The organism is Amycolatopsis ponsaeliensis, from assembly GCF_030182635.1.
Lineage (GTDB): Bacteria > Actinomycetota > Actinomycetes > Mycobacteriales > Pseudonocardiaceae > Amycolatopsis > Amycolatopsis ponsaeliensis.
Genome location: NZ_JAPZLD010000038.1, coordinates 15,384 through 35,799, shown reverse-complemented (window position 1 = coordinate 35,799; position 20,416 = coordinate 15,384). Strand labels below are relative to the sequence as shown.

General features: G+C 67.4%; 25 protein-coding genes. 19 read left to right on the top strand and 6 right to left on the bottom strand.

Translation table 11 applies throughout. The features are described from left to right. Positions 1-75: 75 nt before the first annotated feature. Both QQ657_RS40665 and QQ657_RS40660 read right to left on the bottom strand, forming a co-directional pair. Entirely contained in the window at positions 76-807 is a 732-nt protein-coding gene (locus QQ657_RS40665; RefSeq protein ID WP_284747690.1) for a hypothetical protein, read from the bottom strand. A gap of 194 nt (positions 808-1,001) precedes the next feature. Continuing rightward, the gene (locus QQ657_RS40660; RefSeq protein WP_284747689.1) at positions 1,002-1,562 is read right to left on the bottom strand and encodes a hypothetical protein; all 561 of its coding nucleotides are present in this window, start codon (positions 1,560-1,562) and stop codon (positions 1,002-1,004) included. A 162-nt stretch (positions 1,563-1,724) separates the two neighbouring features. Here QQ657_RS40660 and QQ657_RS40655 point away from each other — a divergent pair, with 162 nt between their 5' ends. Further along, positions 1,725-2,348, top strand: coding sequence for a prepilin peptidase (locus QQ657_RS40655; protein ID WP_284747688.1), 624 nt, complete (start codon positions 1,725-1,727; stop codon positions 2,346-2,348). Between the two features lie 95 nt (positions 2,349-2,443). Here the strand turns inward: QQ657_RS40655 and QQ657_RS40650 are convergent, their stop codons facing one another. Continuing rightward, on the bottom strand, positions 2,444-2,782 hold the full coding sequence (locus tag QQ657_RS40650) for a DUF6355 family natural product biosynthesis protein (RefSeq protein ID WP_284747687.1): 339 nt from the start codon (positions 2,780-2,782) through the stop codon (positions 2,444-2,446). A 266-nt stretch (positions 2,783-3,048) separates the two neighbouring features. Between QQ657_RS40650 and QQ657_RS40645 the strand changes: the two genes are divergently transcribed. Beyond that, on the top strand, positions 3,049-3,471 hold the full coding sequence (locus QQ657_RS40645) for a hypothetical protein (RefSeq protein WP_284747686.1): 423 nt from the start codon (positions 3,049-3,051) through the stop codon (positions 3,469-3,471). Between the two features lie 141 nt (positions 3,472-3,612). Continuing rightward, positions 3,613-3,792, top strand: coding sequence for a hypothetical protein (locus tag QQ657_RS40640; RefSeq protein ID WP_284747685.1), 180 nt, complete (start codon positions 3,613-3,615; stop codon positions 3,790-3,792). A 42-nt stretch (positions 3,793-3,834) separates the two neighbouring features. Here the strand turns inward: QQ657_RS40640 and QQ657_RS40635 are convergent, their stop codons facing one another. Next, positions 3,835-6,141: a tetratricopeptide repeat protein gene (locus QQ657_RS40635; RefSeq protein WP_284747684.1), complete on the bottom strand. Its 2,307-nt coding sequence runs from the start codon at positions 6,139-6,141 to the stop codon at positions 3,835-3,837. Between the two features lie 196 nt (positions 6,142-6,337). Here QQ657_RS40635 and QQ657_RS40630 point away from each other — a divergent pair, with 196 nt between their 5' ends. From QQ657_RS40630 to QQ657_RS40605, 6 genes are all read left to right on the top strand, one after another. Next, complete coding sequence (locus QQ657_RS40630; protein ID WP_284747683.1) at positions 6,338-6,757, top strand: helix-turn-helix domain-containing protein; 420 nt, start codon at positions 6,338-6,340, stop codon at positions 6,755-6,757. A gap of 187 nt (positions 6,758-6,944) precedes the next feature. Then, on the top strand, positions 6,945-7,391 hold the full coding sequence (locus QQ657_RS40625) for a hypothetical protein (RefSeq protein WP_434056830.1): 447 nt from the start codon (positions 6,945-6,947) through the stop codon (positions 7,389-7,391). Further along, a complete protein-coding gene (locus QQ657_RS40620) occupies positions 7,388-8,512 on the top strand; it encodes an MAB_1171c family putative transporter (protein WP_284747681.1) in 1,125 nt (374 codons plus the stop codon). Before QQ657_RS40625 ends, QQ657_RS40620 begins: the two co-directional genes overlap by 4 nt. Further along, complete coding sequence (locus QQ657_RS40615; RefSeq protein ID WP_284747680.1) at positions 8,509-8,955, top strand: PNPOx family protein; 447 nt, start codon at positions 8,509-8,511, stop codon at positions 8,953-8,955. Before QQ657_RS40620 ends, QQ657_RS40615 begins: the two co-directional genes overlap by 4 nt. Positions 8,956-8,968: 13 nt before the next feature. Continuing rightward, the gene (locus QQ657_RS40610) at positions 8,969-10,147 is read left to right on the top strand and encodes an amidohydrolase family protein (RefSeq protein WP_284747679.1); all 1,179 of its coding nucleotides are present in this window, start codon (positions 8,969-8,971) and stop codon (positions 10,145-10,147) included. A 41-nt stretch (positions 10,148-10,188) separates the two neighbouring features. Continuing rightward, positions 10,189-10,836, top strand: coding sequence for an HAD family hydrolase (locus QQ657_RS40605; RefSeq protein ID WP_284747678.1), 648 nt, complete (start codon positions 10,189-10,191; stop codon positions 10,834-10,836). Here the strand turns inward: QQ657_RS40605 and QQ657_RS40600 are convergent, their stop codons facing one another. Beyond that, entirely contained in the window at positions 10,837-12,096 is a 1,260-nt protein-coding gene (locus QQ657_RS40600) for a helix-turn-helix transcriptional regulator (protein WP_284747677.1), read from the bottom strand. It lies immediately after the preceding gene. Positions 12,097-12,331: 235 nt separating this feature from the next. On the opposite strand from QQ657_RS40600, the gene QQ657_RS40595 reads away from it, so the two are divergent. The 3 genes from QQ657_RS40595 to QQ657_RS40585 all read left to right on the top strand — a co-directional run bounded on the left by QQ657_RS40595 (position 12,332) and on the right by QQ657_RS40585 (position 14,134). Beyond that, entirely contained in the window at positions 12,332-12,886 is a 555-nt protein-coding gene (locus QQ657_RS40595) for a DEAD/DEAH box helicase family protein (protein WP_284747676.1), read from the top strand. A gap of 76 nt (positions 12,887-12,962) precedes the next feature. Further along, positions 12,963-13,340: a hypothetical protein gene (locus QQ657_RS40590; RefSeq protein WP_284747675.1), complete on the top strand. Its 378-nt coding sequence runs from the start codon at positions 12,963-12,965 to the stop codon at positions 13,338-13,340. Continuing rightward, the gene (locus QQ657_RS40585; protein ID WP_284747674.1) at positions 13,337-14,134 is read left to right on the top strand and encodes a Scr1 family TA system antitoxin-like transcriptional regulator; all 798 of its coding nucleotides are present in this window, start codon (positions 13,337-13,339) and stop codon (positions 14,132-14,134) included. The genes QQ657_RS40590 and QQ657_RS40585 overlap by 4 nt, the downstream gene beginning before the upstream one ends. Here the strand turns inward: QQ657_RS40585 and QQ657_RS40580 are convergent. Beyond that, on the bottom strand, positions 14,107-15,150 hold the full coding sequence (locus QQ657_RS40580) for a LysR family transcriptional regulator (protein WP_284747673.1): 1,044 nt from the start codon (positions 15,148-15,150) through the stop codon (positions 14,107-14,109). The two genes, QQ657_RS40585 and QQ657_RS40580, sit on opposite strands and share 28 nt — an antisense overlap. 175 nt (positions 15,151-15,325) lie before the next feature. Between QQ657_RS40580 and QQ657_RS40575 the strand changes: the two genes are divergently transcribed. The 7 genes from QQ657_RS40575 to QQ657_RS40545 all read left to right on the top strand — a co-directional run bounded on the left by QQ657_RS40575 (position 15,326) and on the right by QQ657_RS40545 (position 20,408). Beyond that, on the top strand, positions 15,326-16,432 hold the full coding sequence (locus QQ657_RS40575) for a radical SAM protein (protein WP_284747672.1): 1,107 nt from the start codon (positions 15,326-15,328) through the stop codon (positions 16,430-16,432). After that, a complete protein-coding gene (tmk, locus tag QQ657_RS40570) occupies positions 16,429-17,061 on the top strand; it encodes a dTMP kinase (RefSeq protein ID WP_284747671.1) in 633 nt (210 codons plus the stop codon). Before QQ657_RS40575 ends, tmk begins: the two co-directional genes overlap by 4 nt. Next, a complete protein-coding gene (locus QQ657_RS40565) occupies positions 17,052-17,867 on the top strand; it encodes an endonuclease/exonuclease/phosphatase family protein (RefSeq protein ID WP_284747670.1) in 816 nt (271 codons plus the stop codon). Before tmk ends, QQ657_RS40565 begins: the two co-directional genes overlap by 10 nt. A gap of 56 nt (positions 17,868-17,923) precedes the next feature. Beyond that, a complete protein-coding gene (locus tag QQ657_RS40560; protein ID WP_284747669.1) occupies positions 17,924-18,418 on the top strand; it encodes an NUDIX hydrolase in 495 nt (164 codons plus the stop codon). 161 nt (positions 18,419-18,579) lie between these two features. Continuing rightward, positions 18,580-19,290 carry a hypothetical protein gene (locus QQ657_RS40555; RefSeq protein WP_284747668.1) on the top strand — a complete coding sequence of 237 codons (711 nt, stop codon included), beginning with the start codon at positions 18,580-18,582 and terminating at the stop codon, positions 19,288-19,290. 12 nt (positions 19,291-19,302) lie between these two features. Next, positions 19,303-19,653, top strand: a complete 351-nt coding sequence (locus tag QQ657_RS40550; protein ID WP_284747667.1) for a hypothetical protein — start codon at positions 19,303-19,305, stop codon at positions 19,651-19,653. Between the two features lie 2 nt (positions 19,654-19,655). Further along, positions 19,656-20,408, top strand: coding sequence for a hypothetical protein (locus QQ657_RS40545; protein ID WP_284747666.1), 753 nt, complete (start codon positions 19,656-19,658; stop codon positions 20,406-20,408). Positions 20,409-20,416: the final 8 nt, after the last annotated feature.

Genomic DNA, 20,416 nt, shown 5'->3' with positions numbered 1-20,416 from the left:
GCGCCGTGCACTCGAGCGAATCGCTGGTGCACAGCGGAAACGGAGATTTGAACGTGCGGGGACCGGCTGGACGTGTCAGCGGTGTCCGGTGCCGAGCGCTTGGACCTCGGCGACGCGGAAGGCCGCCGAGCCGGAGGTCGTCATGTCCGGGAAGGTGCCGCTCGCCCCGGCACCTGACCACGCCACCGTCCAGTGCACGGTCGCCCGGACCGGGAACTGGTGGGCAGGTGCTGATGCCGAGGACCGGCGGTAGGTGTGGCCGCAGTCCGGCGAAGCGGCCGCCGGATCCGCACCCGCCGAGAACGGAGTCCCTGGGCCGGAGCAGTTGACGGTCTCGCCGTCGCCCATCGACCACGAGACGGAGGTCGGCGTGGCGGCGGCCGTCACGGAGACGCCGGGGACGGCCGCCGTCGCTTGCTGGGTTCCCCAGCTTGCGCGGTCCAGCCACAGCCAGGTCGGCAGGCTGACGAGCTTGTCACCTGCCGGGTTCGCGACGATGCGTACGGCAGGCAAGCGCAGCTGCGCGTGGGCCTGGTCGGCCAGCTCCTGCGGCGACGGCGGCGCGGCTTCCGCGGGTACCGCGCCGTCCGGGAGCCAAATCGGGGCTCGGTACAAGCCGTCACGGAAGCCGGGTCCTGAACACCGGTAGACGTACCACGAACCGCCACCGCCAGGATCCAGCCGGAACGCGACGGTCTGCACGCCGTTCGCGGGCGGCTGGTAGTTACTGCGGACGTAAGAGCACTTAGCGGAGGTGTCCTTGCCGCCGAGGATGCTGTCGCCCGACGGCGGTTCCTGGCCAGGCACCGGATGTGGCACTGCAGGCTTTCCCGGCCTCGCGGGCGGCTGTGGCTTCGCCTCGCCGTCGCGTCCAGCACCGAGTTCGCAGGACGGGTTGCCATCCTGTCCACAATGTACGTTGCCCCAGCCATTCGCATGAGCATGCGGCGTCAGCAGGAGCCATACGCTGAATGCCACCACGGTAGGTGCTGCGGCCTTGTTCAGCCTGAGCATGATCCGACCTCGTGAACGGCGAAGGTTGTGACCTTCCAGGAGCCGTCGACTGCCTTCTTGACCAGAGCCTCGATCTGCTGGCGGCCACCAGGCCCGTCGTTGGCGGGCTGGCCGTTGTCGGCGCGGTATTTCAGCCAGTTCGTCGAGTCGCCGCAATCCGTGATCGTGACGGCCGTCGGACTGGCAGGCGGTTCCGCCGACAGGACGCGCGGGTAGCTGAGCGGACGTCCCTTGGTGACCAAGCCGTTGTAGTGATCGGCATACAGGCTGCGCGAGATGGTCTGCAACGCCTCCGCGGTGGCGTTCCGAACCAGCTTGGGCGACTGCCAGTCCGACGTCGTGGCCGCGTCGGCCATGTCGCTCCACATGCCGAGGTACGCAGCGGTGGCCTGCTGCGTCGCGACGTCGCTCGGCTGCGGTGCTGCGCTCGTGGTCATCGGCGCGCTCGACGAGGCCGTGGGTCGGCTGGGCTCGTTTGTGCTGCAGCCGGCAATCAGCAGGATCGCGGAGCCGGCGATCGTGATGCAGGCCGTTCGACGCAGGTTCATGGATTCCCCTCCCCTTGGAATGATCAGCTGGCCGCCCGCCCCGAAGGACCACGTCGGCGGAGGTTCACCCGTTGGTAGGACGAGTGGTGCGCCGGCCTGGCGAGCTGGCCAGCATGGCGTCATGGGGACGGGAATCAGCGCGGACGGCGTGTCGGAGGCGTGGTGAACGCCTGGCCCGCCGTCGTCGCGGCGAGCGCGGGATTTGTGCTGGGTGCCGTCGGAAGCCTGCTCACCGGGCGGCTTCTGCGTCAGCGAGCCCGTATCGCGTCGTCGTGGTGGCTTGGCGCGATCATCACGGCGCTGGTGCTCGCCGTGCTCGGCTGGCGCATCGGCACTCGCGGTGAGCTGGTCATCTACGCCTTCGTGCTGGCGTTGGGCGTTCCGCTCGCGATCATCGACTGGGTGGAACATCGGCTACCTCGGATTGTCGTGGTGCCCCAGCTGCTCGGCGGTGCTGTGGGGCTGGGCTGGTTGTGCGTCGCACGCTCCGACGCGGCTCCGGGAGTCCGGGCGCTCTGGGCGATGCTCGCCGCTGCGGGCTTCTATCTCGTGCTCGCCGTCCTGGTCGAGGGCGGTGTCGGCTCCGGTGACGTGGGCCTAGCGGCCGTCGTCGGCTTGGTTACCGGGTGGTCCGGCTGGGCTGAGCTGGCCGGCACGCTGGTGCTCGCGTCGTTCGCGGCGCTGGTTCTTCTGCTCGTGCCGCGTAAGGGCGGCGGAGGTGCAGCCGTTCCGTTCGGCCCGTGCCTTCTGGCTGGGATGACGGCCATGCTCGCGATCACCGGCTGATCGAGTTGATGCCGACGCGGCGGGCGCTGCAGAGGGAGCAAGGGCGCCCGCCGCGTCGACTGGCCGAGGACTGGGAGCCGTCCTCGAGTTCGTGACTACGCCGGACCTTCGTATCCCTCGTAGCAGCCGACGCCGCCGTTCCACCACGCGCCGACGACCCTCCAGCGGATCACCGGCTGGAGATTGGTCGTGCCAGGTCCGACGCAGTAGCGGTAGAGGTTGCCCCAGATGTCCCGGACGTCGAGGTCCACCCTCGTGCCCGTGCCGTTGTCGCAATGCCGGTACTCGCCGCCACCGAGGTAGCCGCACTGCTCGCGCAGCTGGACCTGGGAAGCCGCGCCGGCGGGACTCGCAGCTGCCAGGCCGACCGTCAGCGCCGCGATGGGGATGCACAGGATGCGGATGGCTTTGGAACGCAGGGTTCGGGAACTCATTCTTCCTCCACGGATTCACCTTGAGCCTGCCTGAACTTGCAAGCTCTGTTGACTCCACTTTGGACTTGAACCGGCGATCAGGGAACTGCAAAAGAGACACAAACCTGTGCTCGTTCAGTCCCATCGTGGTGCCGATTCAGTCAAGATGAAAATCAGTTTCGCCAATAAGGTCGGTCGCCGACGGAAACCCACACGGCGTTCATGTTCACTCGGACAGAGCATCGGTAGGCCCTAGCACCACCAGGCGCAAGTTCGACCGATTTGTCGTGGCAGAGACTGACGGCTACATCTCCGTCGAGGACGTGAGCATGCTCCGAGTCCGCAGGATCGTGCTGTGGCTGTTCACCGGCGTGCTTCTCGCGGCGTTCCCCATCTACACCGAAATCTTTCGGGGCTTGCACAGCGGACACGTGTCATTCGACATGATCTTGTCCAAGGGTGAACAGTTCGTGATCGGCGGGGCGCTCACGTTCGGCAGCGTCAGCGAGGTCCTCGCGGCAACGATCCCTCGCAAGGAGAAGAACCTGGCCGTCTCCGCCGCCATGTTCGCCCTCTCGGTCGGCGTGGCCAACCTGCTCGCCTACGTCTTCGTTCCGGCCACCGACAACCTCGTCGCCGTGACGATCGGCTTCGGCGCGGCAGCGTTGATTTCGAGCGTCGTGTGCGTCCTGATGGCGGCCGGCCGATGACCCCGCTGATCTCCTACCCGCTCGCCGGCCTCGGCACTCTTGGGTCGTTGGGATCCTACGTCTGGCGCACGCTGTCACGGCGAGGAAACCAACGAGGTCCAAGCACGCTTCACGGGCGCTGACGGCAAGGAGCGGCTTCTCTTGGCCGGCCGCACCGACGACGTCGCAAACGACGCCGTCGACACTCTGGGCAGCGTGCCCCCCACCGGAGATCGGGAAGAGATCGCCGATGCCGTGGACGGCTTGTTCAATCGACAAGCCAGTTTTCCGGCCATCGAGGCACGTCGGCCGCGGAGGGAGCTTCCTGGCCCGCAGGCTTGACATCCCGCGGAAGGGGATGACGTTTCCGACCTCGGCGCAAGCTCAGGGGCTGGCGATAACCGCGTCCAGCGAAGCGAGTCGAGTACGGACTTCCGCTGCTCTACCGTCCCGCAGAGCATCGAGGATCTTGAGACTCACACCGTACGTGTCCCGCGCCCGCGCGGTCTGCCCCAGCTCATGAAGGACCTCGGCTCGGGAGATCAACGTCTCCGCCGCGCCCCACCGCTGCCAGCTCCTGCCCCGAACCGCCAACGCGTCATCGAAGTGCTTCAGTGCAGCTCGGTGGCGACCGCGACGGGTGAGCAATACGCCGATGCGTTGGTGCGCGATTCCGAGGACCGCCTTGGACCGGAAGGCCTGCGCTCGATCCAGCGCGTCGAGCGCGAACTTCATGGCCACTTCCGAATCCCCGAGGAGGTCGCAGACGTCGGCCAGCGCGGCGCGATTCACAGCAAGGCCGATCTTGACGTGGGAGTCCGTGAACAAGCGGTCAGCGAGTTCGTGAAGCTCTCGTGCCTCGACGATCTGGTCACGACTCACGTACGCGAGGCCAAGCCCGTACGCCGTCCAGGCCCGAGAGCGATCATCACCAAGCTCGTCGTGGCGCCGGAGCGCCTCCTCGAGGTGAGCGATGCCGTCGTCGGTCCGGCCGAGCTCGTGCTCCACCCACCCGAGGGCCTCCAAGCTCCGCGCGATCCCGGCGTCGCTGCCGGCCGCGCGAGCCGCCGCCAGCCCGTCGTGCGCCGCGACCAGCCAGGTGTTCCAGCTGCGCGTAAGCACGAAGTACGGCAGGAACACCGTGGGCAGCAGCCACAAGACGTCCTTCGCCCCGTAGGTCCGCGCGCTTCGCGCGACTTGGAGGGCGATGGGGACCTCTCGCTCGCACCAGGCCATCGCCGCGTCGAAGCCGCCGTCCTTGAAGGACATCGGCTCGACCCCGGCCAGGTTCACCGGCGTGATCCCGCTGTCCGCCCAGCTGGGGATCAGCGTGTTGTTCGCGTTCCAGGCCGTCGCGGCGTACCAACGCAGGGCTCGGTCGTGGGCGCGCTCGATCTCGCAGAGCCGCTCCCCGACCAGCGCACGCTGGTGCGCGTAGGCGCGGAGCAAGGGGCTGATCCGGTACCGGCCGTCGGCGAGCGGCTCGACGAGGTGTGCCTCGGCCAGCAGCCGGAGGGCTTCGCGGGTGCGTTCGAGGTCCAGCTCGGCGACGACGGCGACCGCCTCGGTTCCGACGACGTTGGCCGGCCCGACCCCGAGGTACCGGAAGACCCGCCTCGCCATGGCCGGCAGGGCCAGATACGAGACGTCAACGACGCCGTGGATGTTCACCGCCGGATCGCTCGAGGTGAACAGGTCGAGGCGAGTCTTGTCGGAATCCAGTCGCCTGGCCAGGTCGTCCAGCGACGTCTCCCGGTGGCGCTGGAGGTGCTCGGCGGCGATGAGGACCGTCATCGGCAAGCAACCACACCGCTCGACGACCAGTTCGGCAGTGGCCGCGCTGGCTCGCACGCGCGCCTCCCCAGCTCGGCGTCCCAGCAGCTCGAGCGCTTGTTCGGTCGCAAGCGGCGGCAGCTCGATCGCCGTTCCACCTGTGCGTGCGAGCAGGCCGGACTGCCGTTCCCGGCTCGTCGCCAGCGCCACGCTGCCAGCGCCGGGGAGCAGCCATTCGGCTTGCCGGTAGTCGGCGACGTTGTCCAGGATCACGACCGCGGGACGCTGGGCGAGCAGCGATCGGTAACGCGCGATCCGGGTCGGCAGACTGGAGGTCCCCAGCTCGGCGGCGCTCACGCCGAGAGCCACGAGGAATCCGTCCAGGATCTCCTCCGGGTCGGCCGGTGCGCCGGGCGCGAGTCCGCGCAGGTCGGCGAACAAGCACCCACCTGGAAAGCGAGCCTGGATGACGGATGCCCAGTGCACCGCGAGCGCGGTCTTGCCGGTCCAGAACCCGCCTTCGATGACGATCGTGACGGTCGCATCGGGACGGCCTTGGGTGACCAGCGCGTGGTCCATCGCTTGGAGCTGTTCTTCACGACCGACGAAATCAGGGGCAGCGGGGGGCAACTGCACGGGGCGGGTCACCGCGCGGGAGTCGCCCCGCTGATCTGCCGCGATCTTGTCCAGCTCGCCGTCAGCCGCGAGCGCCGCATCGAGGTCGTGCACCACGGCCGGCAGCAGCGTGCGGTGGCCGTGCAGCAGTTTCGAGAGGTAGCTCGCGCTGTAGCCGGCCATCGTGGCGACCTCGCCGAGCGTGAGGCCACGCTCTCTCCGCTTACGGTGCACCGCCGCCGCGAAGCTGTCGATCGTCCTCATCGCGCCTCCCCGCGCATCGAGACGCGCCGGGTGACGCATCTGCCTGGGCGGGGACCCGGAAGTCAACTGGACCTGGTGGCAGACACTCGATCGGGCGGTTCCTGCGATGCCCGAGGTCCAGTAAATTGGAGTGATCAACTTCGACAGTACGAAAGCCTGAACGCAGAGTCAAACAAACCGGACGCATCGCGGTCCAGATTCCAAGAAATTGGAATCCGATCCGAAGGGGGTGGACGTGTCCGAGTCCAAGGATCCGCAGCGCGACGAGGCCGAGCCGTTCGGCGTACTTCTCGAGCGGTTGATCTACCTCAAGAAGCACGACAACGGGCGCTCGTACACCGTTCCCGAGGTAGCCGACGACGTCAGCATCTCCAAGAGCCAGCTGTACAACCTGATCAAGGGCTTGAACGAACCGAAGCTGAGGCTGGCCATGGAACTCGCGGCATATTTCGACGTCGATCTCGAGTACTTCGGCAACAGCGAGCGGGCCCGCCAGCTCCAGGGGCAGTACGCGATGCTCGAGCGCCTCTCCGAGCAGGGTGTTCGCGACATCGCGTTCCGTGCGAGCGCTCTCTCCCCCGATGTACTGCCGAGCGTCCTTGACTTCATCGACTTCCAAGCCAGCCGCGGCGGCGAGAACCACACATCCGGGTGACTTGCTGTCCAACCCGCCGAACACCGCGGCCGATCTGCGACGATCGGTCAAAGGTGATCAACAACGGCCTGGGAGGACCGTCGTGAGCATCCAGATTCAACGCGTGCACCGCGCCCGGCGAATCGCCGGCCTGCGCCGTCGGCTGCGGTCAGAGCTGCGCGCCGCGGGCGTCGAAGGCCCGACGCCGATGGCCGAGATCTGCGCCCGGTTCGGCGAGCGCCGCGGTAAGCCCATCCGGCTGCTGGCCGTTCCGATGGAGGTGCCGGGTCCGTTCGGCCTGTGGATCAAGACGACCGCAGCCGACATCATCTTGTACCAGGGCACCGGAACCACGCGGTTTCACCAGGAGCACATCATCGCCCACGAGCTCGGCCACCTCCTCGCCGATCATCCGTCGGACGAGGGCGACGACTCGATGTGGCGCCAGCTGCTGCCCGACATCCCGCCCGACGTCATCCGGAAGGCCCTGCGCCGCCGTACCTCCTACGAGAACGAGTACGAGCAGGAAGCCGAAGCGCTCGCGACCGTCCTGCTGGAGGCCACGGTCAAAGCCCAGGAGATCAGCCTGCCCGGCCGGTCACCGCGAGCGCGCCGCGCGCAGACGTCCCTCGGCGACCCGGTCGACATCCTGTGAACCTCACGAACTTCCTGCTGCTCGTGCTGGCCTGGTTCCTCTACCGGCTGGCCCGTTCGCCACGCGATCCGGCGCTGTGGGCCGTCGTGGTGTGCGTGGCGTGTCAGCTGCTCGGCGCTTCCACTTTCGTCGCGTTCACCCGGACGGTGTTCGGCGAGCTGCCGTCATCGAGCACGGTGAAGCTGCTGACGAACATCGCGCTGAACACCTCGCGCTATGCCCTCCTGCTCTTCTTCCTGATCTCGGCGGGCGGTTCATGGCGGCGGGTTCGCACCGAAACGGCGATCCTCGTTGGCGTCTGCCTGGCGATGACCGCTGCGGTTCTCGTGCTCCCGCCCGGAGTTCGCGACAGCGCCTACCCGCTGACCGGGGTTCTGCCGAACGACATGAGCCATCCCGGCGTGGCGCCGTTCTACATCATCGGCGGCAGCTACATGTTCTACGCGGCAGTGCAGGCGGCGCGCTGGGCACTCCGGTACGCCGGCGAGTCCAGCCGCCGCGCCCGGTTCGGACTTCACGTCCTCACCGTCGCGCTCGTCGCCACCGCCGTCACGACCGGCGCCCGCACGGTCGTCACGATCATCCGCTGGGCGGGCCACCCGGGATACGGCGCCTCGATCATGCAGCTGACCACTCGGCTGGTCCCGATCTGCACCTTCGTGTTCCTCTTCGGCGTGTTCTCGGTCGGCCTCGCGGCTCGGTTCGCAGCGCTGAGGACCTGGCTACGCCGACGTCGTGCCTACGCCGAGCTGTGGCCGCTCTGGCGGGCACTGCACACGGTGTTCCCCGCCGACACCCTCGACCACGCGCCCACCCAGAGCTGGCTCGACACGTTGCTTCCCCACCGGGTCGGCCACCGGTACTGGCGGCGTGTGATCGAAATCCGGGACGGCCTGCTCCAGCTCAGCCCGCAGCTCGTCGACGCGGGCTTCGATGCCGAGCGTCCCGCCGACCAGCAGCTCGGCACGTTTCATCACGCGCTTCAGCTCCAGGCCAGCGGCCGCACACCGACCAGCCGGACGGGCGTGCTCGTCGCGGCTCCCGAAGACTCGGGCATCAACTCCGATGTCCGGCAGCTCATCCACCTCTCACGGGCCCTCGCCCGGGAAGGAGCCACGTGACCACGGTTTCGAACGCCGAGATCCGCGACCGGAACCAGCAGATGCTCGAACGCATCCGCTCGCAAGATCCCCAGCCACACCGCGAGGGCCACTACGCACTGCGGGTGCTGACCGTCGCCGGCCGCACGACCGGCGAGCCACGAGCAGTTCCGATCGCGCTCATGCAGCTCGACGGCGTCCAGTACATCTGCTCACCCAGCCGACACCGCGACTGGGTCCGCAACCTCCTCGCAGCCGGCGAATGCACCGTCGAGCCCGACGAGCACGAGTCCCGCAACGCTCTCCTCGTGGAAGACGAAGGCGGCGCGACAGCGGTCGCCCGCTACCTCTCCCGCCTCCCCCGCGTCTCCGACGAATGGCCCTTCCCCGGTGACGCGCCCCCAGAGCAGGTACTGCCCTTCATGGGGCAAATCGCCGTGTTCCAGCTGTGCGTCCCCGCCTGAAAGGTCCCCGCTCGTGCGTCAGCAGCTCATCACCGCCGACCAGGTCCTTCCCGGCCCAGCGGGCCACCAGATCGCCGACGGAGCCGTGCTCATCCAGGACGGCATCATCCTCGCCGTCGGGCCGCGCGCGGCCGCAGAAGGACTGACCTCGCCCACCGCCGAACGTCAACACTTCCCCGACGGAACCATCCTGCCCGGCCTGATCAACTGCCACGTCCACCTCGTGTTCGACGCCTGCGGCGACCCGGCGCGAGCAGCCGCCGAGGCGACCCACACGGAGCTGGCCGAACGCGCGGACCAGCTTCTGCGCTCCGGCGTGACCACCGTCCGCGATCTCGGCGACCGCGACGGCGCCGCCATCCAGTTCCGGGACCAGCACACCCGAGGGCCGCGGATCGTCGCTTCCGGGCCGCCGATCACCGTCCCCGACGGGCACTGCTGGTTCCTCGGCGGCGCCGCCGACGGCGAAGCCGAGCTCCGCGCGCGGGTGAGGCAGAACGCGGAACTCGGCGCCGACGTCATCAAGGTCATGGCGTCCGGCGGCCAGATCACCCCGAACTCGCCGTCGATGTGGGAGAGCCAGTTCACCGCCGCCGAGATGGCCGCCATCGTCGACGAAGCCTCGAAGGCCGGGCTGCCCGTCGCGGCGCACGCTCACGGCACGGACGCGATCGCCGCGGCCGCCGACGCCGGCGTCGCCACCATCGAGCACTGCACCTGGCTGCGCGAGGGTGGCGGCGGCTACGACCTGCGCGACGACGTCGCCGCGAAGATCGCCGAGCGCGGGATCTTCGCGTGCGTCGCCTGGCCCTCGGACTGGCGAGGCTTCATGAACCGCCTGGGGTCAGCCCGCGCTGACCAGGTCGCGAGCCGGTTCGAGTGGATGACCGAGCACGGCATCCGGATGATCCCCGGCACCGACGCCGGCGCGGGAAGCTCGGGGTTCGACAACTACGCCGGGGCCCTTCAGCTCTACGAGCACCTGGGCTTCGACCGCGAACACGTCATCGAGATGGCCACGACGACGAGCGCGGAAGCGCTCGGTATCGGCGACACCACCGGCCAACTGGCACCAGGCCTCTCCGCGGACCTGCTGGTCACCGCAGGCGACCCGCTCGCCGACCTGGCCAACCTCGGTCGGCTAGAGCTGGTGACGGTCAAGGGGCGTCCCGCCGCGCTGCAGACGAGATGAAAGACTCTGGCGCCGTACGTCCCCGACGGGAAGGAAGCGCCATGCCGGTGAGGGCAGTCGTCCTCGACATCGGTGAGACCGTGCTCGACGACACGCGCGAGTGGCACGCTTGGGCCGACTGGATCGGAGTCCGCCGGCACACGTTCTCGACCGTGCTCGGCGCGGTCACCGCAATCGGGCGGGACAACGCCGAGACGTTCCGGTACTTCAAGCCGGACTTCGACGTCGCCGCCGAGCGGCAACGTCGCGAGGAGACTGGCAACGGAGAGCAAATCGGCGAATCCGACCTGTACCCCGACGTTCGGCCAGCGCTCGCGGAACTCCGGCAGAAGGGGCTCTGGGTCGGCCTTGCCGGCAACCAGACGACGAAGGCCGGACGTCTACTCCGCGACCTCGACCTCCCGGTCGACGCCATCGCGACCTCCGCGGAATGGGGAGTGGCCAAGCCCGACCCGGTCTTCTTCCAGCGCGTCGTCGAGCTTGCGGATGTCGCCGCCAGCGACCTGCTCTACGTCGGCGATCACCGCGACAACGACGTGATCGCCGGTCACCGGGCGGGTCTGTGGACCGCACTGATCCGCCGCGGCCCCTGGGGACACCTGTGGGCCGACGATCCGGCCGTCCAGGCGAGCGCCGATTGGGTCATCGACTCGCTGGCCGAACTGCCCAAACTGGTCGCGAGGACCTGATCAGTTCACGTCGGCCCAGGCTGCGAAGGTGGCCAGCTCGTCGCTGACCGTTCGCTGACCGCGAAGCAGAGACTTGAGCGCCGTCTTGACCCGCGGATGTTCCCGCGTGTGCAGCGGCGCGACACGTTTGGCCATCTGGAGTGAAACGAAGGCGTCTTCAAGTCGGCCGACTTCGACCTGCGCCGGAGCCAGGTCAATGTAGAAGTGGGACCGACGCTCAGCGGGGAGTTCACGCGGCGGGTGCCAGCCGGTGCCGCGCTGGACGGCCGTCGGGCTGTCGCCCAACTCCTGGGCGACAGCGACCTCGTGGATTCGGACCGATGCCGGACCGAAGGCGGTTCCGAGGTAGATGCCCTCAGGCGTGTGCTCGGCGGCTCGATACGCGTCTGCGATGTGGTCGCCGGCCTCATCGGCCTTACCTGCACGCGCGGAGACCACCGCAGCCCGCATCGCCAACGCGCCACGCGCGACAGCAGCGTCCCTTGTGGACGCGGAGGTCGGGATCCCATCGATAGCCCGGATCAAGGAACGGTGTGCGGAGGGCAAGTCCTTGGCCGCAAAGAACGTCTCAGTGCGCACGTATGCGACGGCGGCGTCTAGCAGCGGCCGGTCGATCTCCGTTGCGGCAAGGCGCATGGCTGTGATGATCTGCCCGGAAAGATCGGAGTAGCCGTACTTGAAGGCCACCCCATCAGCTGCGCGGTAAGCCAGGATCAGCAATTCCGTCGCGTTACCGCGTTCCAGTTCGTCGGTCGCCATGTGGCGCGCCCGCCCGAGTTCCATCAGGAGATCGGGCAAGTCGGCGACCAGTTGCGCATAGCGCGCCTGCACACGCTGCTCCGTCGCGTTGGCGACGGCCGCTTCCAGGACATGCGATGGCCGAACCGGGCCGTCATCCGGCTCGTCGCACGCCAGCAGCGCTCGCCGCAGCGCCGGGATACCGGCACGGACGACATCGTCTCTCAACTGAGGCGCACGCTGCGACTGGTTCTCGCGCCGCAGTGTCGCCTGTTCTTGCTTCGCCGCCTCCCAAAGGCGTCGTAAGTCACCCGCCGTGTGCAGTCCACGGTCCAGCGCGTCTACAAGTTCACGGGAAGGCAGGTTTCGTCCCAACCGCTCGGCCATGGATACGTAGTTGCGCGTGTAGCCAATCCTCCGCGCCAACTCGGATTGGCTCAGATCCGCAGCCAGACGGATGCGCCGAATCTCCCCGGCGAGATGGTCCGCAGCCGGCCGCGTCTCGCTCAGTTCGTCAGTCACGTCGTTCTCCGGATTTGTCCGAGGGGGTAAATCGCAGTTTCGGCGTTTACCCCCTTCCCGCATCATAGCTGGTCAGGGTCCCATGGTGATCGTTCCGACGCCACGATGCAGGAGGGAACCCCGTGACCACAACCACCAAGCCGGTATCCGGCACAGCAATACCTGATCTGAGGAACCCGGAAGGCCGGGCGCAGTGATGCCCACAGCGTCCGAGCGGCCGTTGGCCATCGGAATCATGGGTCCGCACCTGACAGGAAAGAGCACGTTCGTCTCCCGCCTGTCCCTGGAACTCCGGAAGAGCGGCTATCAGGTCGCCACCATTCCAGCTCTCGTGGAGCGGGCCCAGCGGCTGGGCATACCGATCCTCCACAACCACACCTGGGCATCCACGATGTGGTTCATCACCCGCGGCATCAGCGACGAACTGGAGGCGTGGGCGCACGCTGACATCATCCTGGTGAACGGTGCCGTCCCAGACGCGCTGGCGTACTACCGGGCCGCACTTGAGTATCGCGGCGACGAAGCGAGCGACACGGAGATCGAGCACCTTGAAGACCTGGTTCGGCACCACAGCTCGAACTACAACCTGCTGTTCCGAACCGCGGTGGCGGGCGATGCCCACGCCGAAGACGGAAACCGCGATGACGACGAACGTGAGTTCCGCCGTCTCGCAGACCGCTGGGTACGTCGAGTCTCGGAAAGTCTCGATCTCGCAAGCCTTCCCTTGCCTCCGACGAACCGCGACTCGGCCCTGGATCTCGCGATCAGCTACGTGACCGAGCACGCCTAACCAACTCGACCAGTGGCGGAGTCGTGCACCCCGAAACGTAACTCGGCCACCCGGTTCCGCACTGGGGCGAACCACGATGCCAGCAAACGAAAAAGAAGAATGGCCTTCCGAAGTCGACCTACGACACGCCGAAGAAGCCGAGTTCGTCCTTCTCTGCCGCGTCCTCGCAGGGTTGCGCCGACTGTCCACTTCGGAGACACCGCAACTTTCGACCGGAGTTTCCATGTTCCGTGACACTGCCAAGCTCATCGACGCGATCCGAGCCACACAGACCCGAACCGGCCTGCTCGCACTTCAGTTGCGGGACGGCACCGCAACCGCCGATGAACAGCGCCAAGTCGCCGACAAGGTCGAAGAGTTGCTCGATCTTCTCCAGTCCCACGCCGCCGACACCGACTCGGGCATCGCACCGACTCCGCGGCGCCTCCACCTCACAGAACGGCGTCCGGCATGACCGACGGACCTTCCCACCTCCCTGGCCTCTACGTAATCGGGAGCAGGCTGAGAGAGCTTCGCGACAACCGGGGAATCAGCCTCCGTCAGCTGGCCGTCAAACTGGGGTTCAATCCATCCACCGTCTCGGGCTGGGAAACGGGGGTGCGACCGCTCGATGTCGGACAGCTCGGCTGGTATCTCGGTTATCTCCAGGTGACACCTGCCGAGTACCAGCTGATGATGCGGCTTCACGGGCAGGCGGAGCGGGCCAGCCATATCGAGAGTCTCGCGCCTGGCGAAGCCAGTCTCCAAGACGTGTACTTGCGATACGCAGTTCACACCTACGAGTGGGCGCCGCGCGTCGTGCCTGACTTTCTGCAGACATCCGAGTACGCGCACGCGGTTCTGGGCCGGACCAGTCAGCCGGACGACGTCGACCTGGAGATCCTGACTCGCCAGGTCCGGCAGGTCGACCGGAATCCTCATCACCGGCACACCGTCTTGTTGGGCGCGGCCGCACTGGACCACGAGTTCCTTTCCGCGGAGATCCGGGACGCACAGCTGCAGCACCTCACCACCTCGGCGACGGGTCGCATGAGCACTCAGCTCGTCCCGGACAGCCTGCGCGTCACCGGAACGACCGAACCTTTCGTCATCTACGAGACGGCGGACAGGATCTTCGCCGTCGTCCTGCGGCACGAGCACACGGTCACGTACCTGTCCGATTCGGACACGGTGAATCGCTACCTGGGGACTTTCAGTGCTCTGCAACGGAAAGCAGCTGACTACCGAGTGGCGGTGGGTTCATGCTGAGCAGCGCGAGCAGCCGGTGCTGCGGCCGCGAAGGCGTCCCAGAGCAGATTGAGCGGATGGTCGGCGGCGTACCGCTGCCGCTCGCCCGCGCGGGCGAAGATCCCGGTGACGATTTCGAGCGCAGGTTCGTAGCCTGTTCCGAGCTCGATCTTGCGGAGGTTCGCGCCGGGCAGCCGGCCCTCGACGGCCGCGTCGGCGACCCGCTCGGTGGTGAGCAGGCAGCCGAACATCAGCTTGCTGCTGAGCAGGTTGAGGCCGTAGTTGAGCGCGTCGATGTCGGCGACCACGTGGAGCTTGCCGCGGTACTCCGGGCCGTACCAGCGGGTGAGAAAGTCGGCCAGCAGGCCCGCGGTCGGCGTGAGCAGCGGCAGCGCGGCCAGCGCGTCGCGCGCGACCGGCCGGTCGGGAAGCTCGCGGACGCTCAGGTTGGTCAGCAGCGCGACGCGTTCGCGGTGCCATTCGAGGAAGTCGTGCGGCACGTCCGGGCCGCGGTCGCGCTCGGCGGCGAACGAGCCGCACACGAGGTCGACCTGTTCGGCGTCCAGCTTGGCCCGCAGGTCGCGGGTCCGGACGTGCTCGATCTTGAGCTGAATACCCCGGCGTTCGAAGGTGTCGCGCAGCTGTGGCCAGACCTCGCCGAGGAACTCGACGGTGAATTCGGTGGTGCCCACCGTGATGGTGGACCCGACCCGCCGGCGGGCACCGTGGACACGTTCGGCCCAGGCGCGCAGCGTGCTCGCAGCCAGCGCGACGACCTCGTCGCCGGAGCTGGTGAACAGGAAGTCCTTCCCGCGGCCCTGCTTCGCGACGAGTGCCTCGCCCATCAGCCGGAGCGCGGCGTCGTTCAGCGTGTCGAGCTGTTTCTGCACGCTGGACTGCGACCGCTGCAGGATCCGGGCAGCTCGCTGTGCGCTGCCGGTGGCGTGGACGACGGCCAGCGTCCGCAGCTGGTCGAGGCTGGTGTCGAGCAGCTCCGCCGGAAAGCCGAGCAACTCGGCGACTTCCGAGTCCGTCACCAGCGTCTCCTCACATGTTTCCACTCGGATATTTCCAGTTCTAGTTCGAGCAACAGTAGCCAGAATACTCCGAAATTTTCTTTCGAGCACTTACAGCTTATTTATTGTTCCAGCGAGCATCGAGTGGTCTACTCGGTTCACCGCCACCAGCTCGCCTGACTTGGAGGACCGAACGATGACCGTCCGTCCGATCGCTGTCGACGAGCAGGCATCGAGCTGCTACTTCCGCACCACCGTCGACACCCCTAACCGCAAGGCACTCGTGCAGATCACCGAGCGGTGCAACCTGCGTTGCGCGCACTGCTTCGTCTCCGCGACGAAGCGCGGCAAGGACATGCCGCTCACCGAGGTCGTCAAGAAGGTCGTCCCCCGCCTGGCCGACGCCCGAGTGCGACGGGTGACGTTGACCGGCGGGGAACCGACCATCCATCCGGACTTCCTTGGCATCGTGCACGCCTTCCGCAACGCCGGGATTGACGTCGGTATCTGCACGAACGCCACCGAGCTCGACGACACGCTCATCCGGCAACTCGCCACGGCCGGAGTCCACGTCAACGTCTCCCTCGACGGGTTTGCCGCCGATTCGCACGGCCTGTTCCGTGGCGACCGCGACTCGTTCGACGTGACGGTGGCCAACGTCCGCAAGCTCGCCGCGGCCGGGCTCCTGCAGGGACTGCTGTGCACCCCGAACTCTCTGGCCGCCAACGACGAATACGTGCAGCTGTGCGCGTTCGCCCGCGAGAACGGCGCCCGCTACGTTCTGCTCAACCCGCTGGGCAGCATGGGCCGCGGTGTGAAGTCGAAGCGGAAACTGGCCAAGACCACCATGCACATGCAGGAGATCTTCGAGCTGACCGCGCCGTTCGACGGCCCCGACCTCGACATCGCCCACATCCGCTTCCCCAACACCGGCCGCAAACCGCTGGCCGGCTGCGAAGCCGGGACAATCATCTACGTTTTCACCCCGGGCGAGGTCACCGTCTGCCCCTACCTCGTCTTCGCCGCCCGCACGCCGATCTCCCGCCATCCCGACACCGACTTCATCGTCGGCAACATCTTCACCGACCGCGACATCGCCGCCCGCCTTGATGCCTACCGCTTCCACGACCGGTTCCAGGTCGGCGCGAACCCGACCTGCACGTCCTGCAGCATCGAGCCCGCCTGCGGTAAGGGCTGCCCGGCCGCCGTCGTCGCCAGTGGCGGGCGCATCGGCGACGTCGACGCTGAGCAATGCCCCGTCGTCGCCGACGGGCACCGCCTGCTGCCGCTGGACGTCGCGTGACCGCGCCGCGCCTGCCCGGAACGTTGGTGACCTTCGAAGGGCCTGGCGGAGTCGGGAAGACGACGATCACCAAGCTGGTCGCCGAGCTTCTCGACACGGACGGTGTCCCCGTGCACGCCACCATCCAGCCGTCCCGCGCTCCCCTGGGTGAGCTGGCCCGGCACGGCACCGACACCTACCGCGACATGACCCTGGCCTGTCTCTGCGCGGCCGACCGTCATCACCAGCTGGCCACCGAGATCCGCCCGGCCCTGGCCGAGGGCAAGGTCGTGCTCTGCGACCGGTACGTGGCCTCGTCGCTGGTCCTGCAGGGGATGGACGACATCCCCCTCGACGTCGTCTGGGCCCTCAACCACGGCGTCTACCGGCCCGACCTCGTGTGCACGCTCAGCTCGGCTCCGGCAGAGATCGAACAGCGGCTGCGTACGCGCGGCGGGCACAGCCGCTTCGAACGGGCACCAGGGAGCAGCTTCCGGGAGACCTACGGCTACCTGGCGGCCACGACGTTCCTGCGCGACCAGGGCTGGCCCGTCCAGGTAGTCGACTGCGCCGACGATCCCCAGGCCACGGCTGGCACCATCATCGACCTGATCCACCGCACCCGCACGGAGACCTCGGTATGCCCCTGACCGTCCTCACCCTCAACGTCGGCAACCCCGCCCTCGAACGAGCCCGCCGCCAACGCGACTGGCTCGCCCGCCGCGACGAGGACGTCTTCGTGCTCACCGAAACCGGCTCCGGCCCCGGCACCCACCTCATCGCCGAGTCTTTCACCGACGCCGGCTGGTCGGTCACCTACCCCGACCACCCCGACAAGGAACGCGGCGTCATGCTGCTCTCTAGTCTGAAGTCCACAGTGGACCCCATCGGCGCCGAGATGACGTACCTGCCAGCTCGGCTGGCCGGCATCGTGGTGGACACCGAGCGCGGGCCGCTGCGCATCCTCGGTGCGTACGTTCCTTCTCGCGACGCCACCGAGGTGAAGACCACCCGCAAGCGCTCTTGGATCGACGCCTTCCACCGGGCGTACGAGGCCGCCGCCGACGATGCGCCGGTCCTTCTTCTGGGTGATCTCAACGTCCTCGAACCCGGACACGTACCACCTCATCCCGGGCAATTCGCGCCGTTCGAGACCGCCTTCTACACCGAGCTGACCCAGCGCCACGGCCTCGCCGACGCCTTCCGCACGCTGCACCCGACTGCCGTCGAGCACAGCTGGGCCCGCCGCGCCGAGCTCGGCTACCGCTACGACCACGCCCACGCTGCCACCTCGCTGGTCGAGCACCTGACCAGCTGCTCGTACGTCCACGACACCCGCCGCGGCGAGCCGACGCTCACGGACCATTCGGGACTCGCCGTCGAGCTGGCACTGACCGCGACCTCGTCGCCGATAACGTCCGACCCGGCCGCGGACCGCGAGGCAACGCTCTTCTGAACCTGGGTACTCTTGCCCGGCCGCCACTCCAGCTGCCGAGCACGAGGACCCACCGGATGACCGTCGCCAGCGAACCGGCCCTGCGGGTCGGCGCCCGCGTTCTGCTGCTCAACCGCGACGACGAGGTCCTGCTCATCCACGCCCGCGACCCCGACGACCCCACCCACCACTGGTGGGAACTTCCCGGCGGCGGCCAAGACCCCGGCGAGAAGCTCGAGGACACTGCGCGGCGCGAGATTGCCGAAGAGACCGGGATCGTCCTGGACGAGATCGGCCGCAAGCTCTGGACCCGCGAAAGCCGCTTCACCTACCGCGGCCGCGACCACCATCGCCTCGACCACGTCTATCTCGCCCGCACCGACCGGACCGCACCGCAGGTCACCCTCCAGCACACCGCTAACGAGCGCGCCGGTCTTATCGAGCGGCGCTGGTGGCCAGTCGCCGAGCTGTCGCAGTGTGCGGACAAGCTGCTGCCGGCTGAGCTACCGGGCCTCGTGGAAATACTCCTCAACGAACGTTTCCCGGCCTCTCCCCTTACTCTCATTGCCTGATCCCCTCTTCTGCCCCAGTCCTCTTGGGTCAGAAATCCGCGTATGTGACTGCCGACAAGGTCGTCTAAGTCCCCCGTACGGGTGAATCGGCGCGAAAGAAACTACCTACCTGTATGGTCGTCGCGACGGTAGAGCCAGTCATGGCCGCACGGGGAGGACCGTTGGCGTTCAATCTTGACCACGTCGTGCTCGCAGAGCTCGACATGCCCAGCGTTGCCGCGGTAGACGCGCAGCTCAACGAGCTGTTGCAGCCAGGCGGCGAGAGAGTCGAGCCCGCCGCCGAGTACGAAGCGCGGGACGCCAGCGGCACCATCAGAATCGCGGTCGACGCCCAACGCAAGGTGACCGACGTCGGCATCCAACGCAGCTGGGTATCCCGGATACCGGCCCCGCAACTCGCCGGCGTGCTGTTCCAGACCTACGTCACCGCCATTCAGCGCGCCATGGTCGTCGAACTCGCCAACACGAGAGACCCAGCGGCAGCGGACAGGCCGGCGGAATTGCCCGCCCTCGATGAATCCCTGCCGTATGACGAATGGATCGCGGCGATCCGTGCGCGGATGAACGACATCGACGACCAGCTGGAACACATCCATCGTCTCGACGCGAGCCGGACGACGCCCCCGCCCAGCGATATCAGGAGCCCGCGAGGGTTCTTCGTCCTGCACCTGCGAGGCGGAAGCCCCGCCGGGCTGAGCGGATCGGTCAACGCGCTGGCAAACGCCGGCTCGGACCGGCTGCGCCTGGACGTCCTCGAGCTCTTCGCGGCAGCCAGCCTCGCCGCGTCCATCGCCGAGACGGCGCCGCATTCGACCCGGCCGCCGTCGCAGGACGACGACGAGGACGTATTCGAGTTCCGGTACGACGACTAGGGGGGACTGACGATGGTCGGTTACAAGGTCATCACCTCGGCGGTGCGCGTCGAGGGAACGAAATGGCGTGGATTCGCCGACACCGTGAGCAAGGTGAAACCCGTCGTGCAGAACGCGACACTGGGCCCGATGGCGTTCTTCGTCGGCGATCCCCTCACTTTGGCCACCGAAGCGTTCAACGCGTCGCTGCTGAGCGACACCTACGAATCCCTGCGCTCGTACGTGGAAACGGCGATCACGGGAGCCGTACTCGAGTTCGACCAGGTCGACGACGCGCTGCAGAAGACGGCCCAGATGTACGAACTGGCCGAGCAAGTCACCGAAATCGACCTGAAGAAGATCTACGGAACGGCACCACAGTAGCCATGACCACACCAGCGGGCCCCGAGGCCTACACGGGTCCTCTCGACGGCATGTTTAACACCATCGAGGGCGAGATCCACAAGGTCATCGACAAGTTCAACGCCGCCGTTCATCACGTCAACGACTGGAAGTACGTCCTCGGTCCGGCGCTGATCTGGATCTCCGACGCGCTCAAGAGAGTCCGTGACGGTCTGGACAAGCTGGTGAAGCTGGTGCAGTACGCCGTTGAACACCACATGCCGGTCGTGTCGCTGATCGTGCAGAGCTTCAACTGGCAGGACCACGTGCAGAAGGACTTCTCCGCCATGGTGGGCTCGGTGGAAGCTCCTGCCGACCCCAACCTGGCCTACTGGGAGGGCGCGGCCGCCACCGAATACCGCAACCGGGCCAAGACCCAGCGGGACGCGGTGGAGGCGATCGGCGGGCAAGGCGGGAAGGCCGATGCGATCAGCAGCTGGCTGATGAACATCGCCAAGCTCAACGTCGAGTTCATGACCGGCCTGGTAAAGATCGTCGCCGACTTCCTCGGGGCGCTGGTAACGGCCTCACTCGAAACTGCCTCCGTCGTTGGGATTCCTTTTGCGGCCAAGGACCTGGCTGGTGCGATCGGCGGGCTGGTCACCAACGGGATCAACCGGTTGGCCGAGATCGCCACCCGGTTGATGGGTACCTTGGCCAGCATCCGCGACGCCAAGGGGCTGATGAACGACCCCCGGCTGCCCGGAGGCCAATGGCCGCAAGCGGTCAACCTGTGACTCGGGAG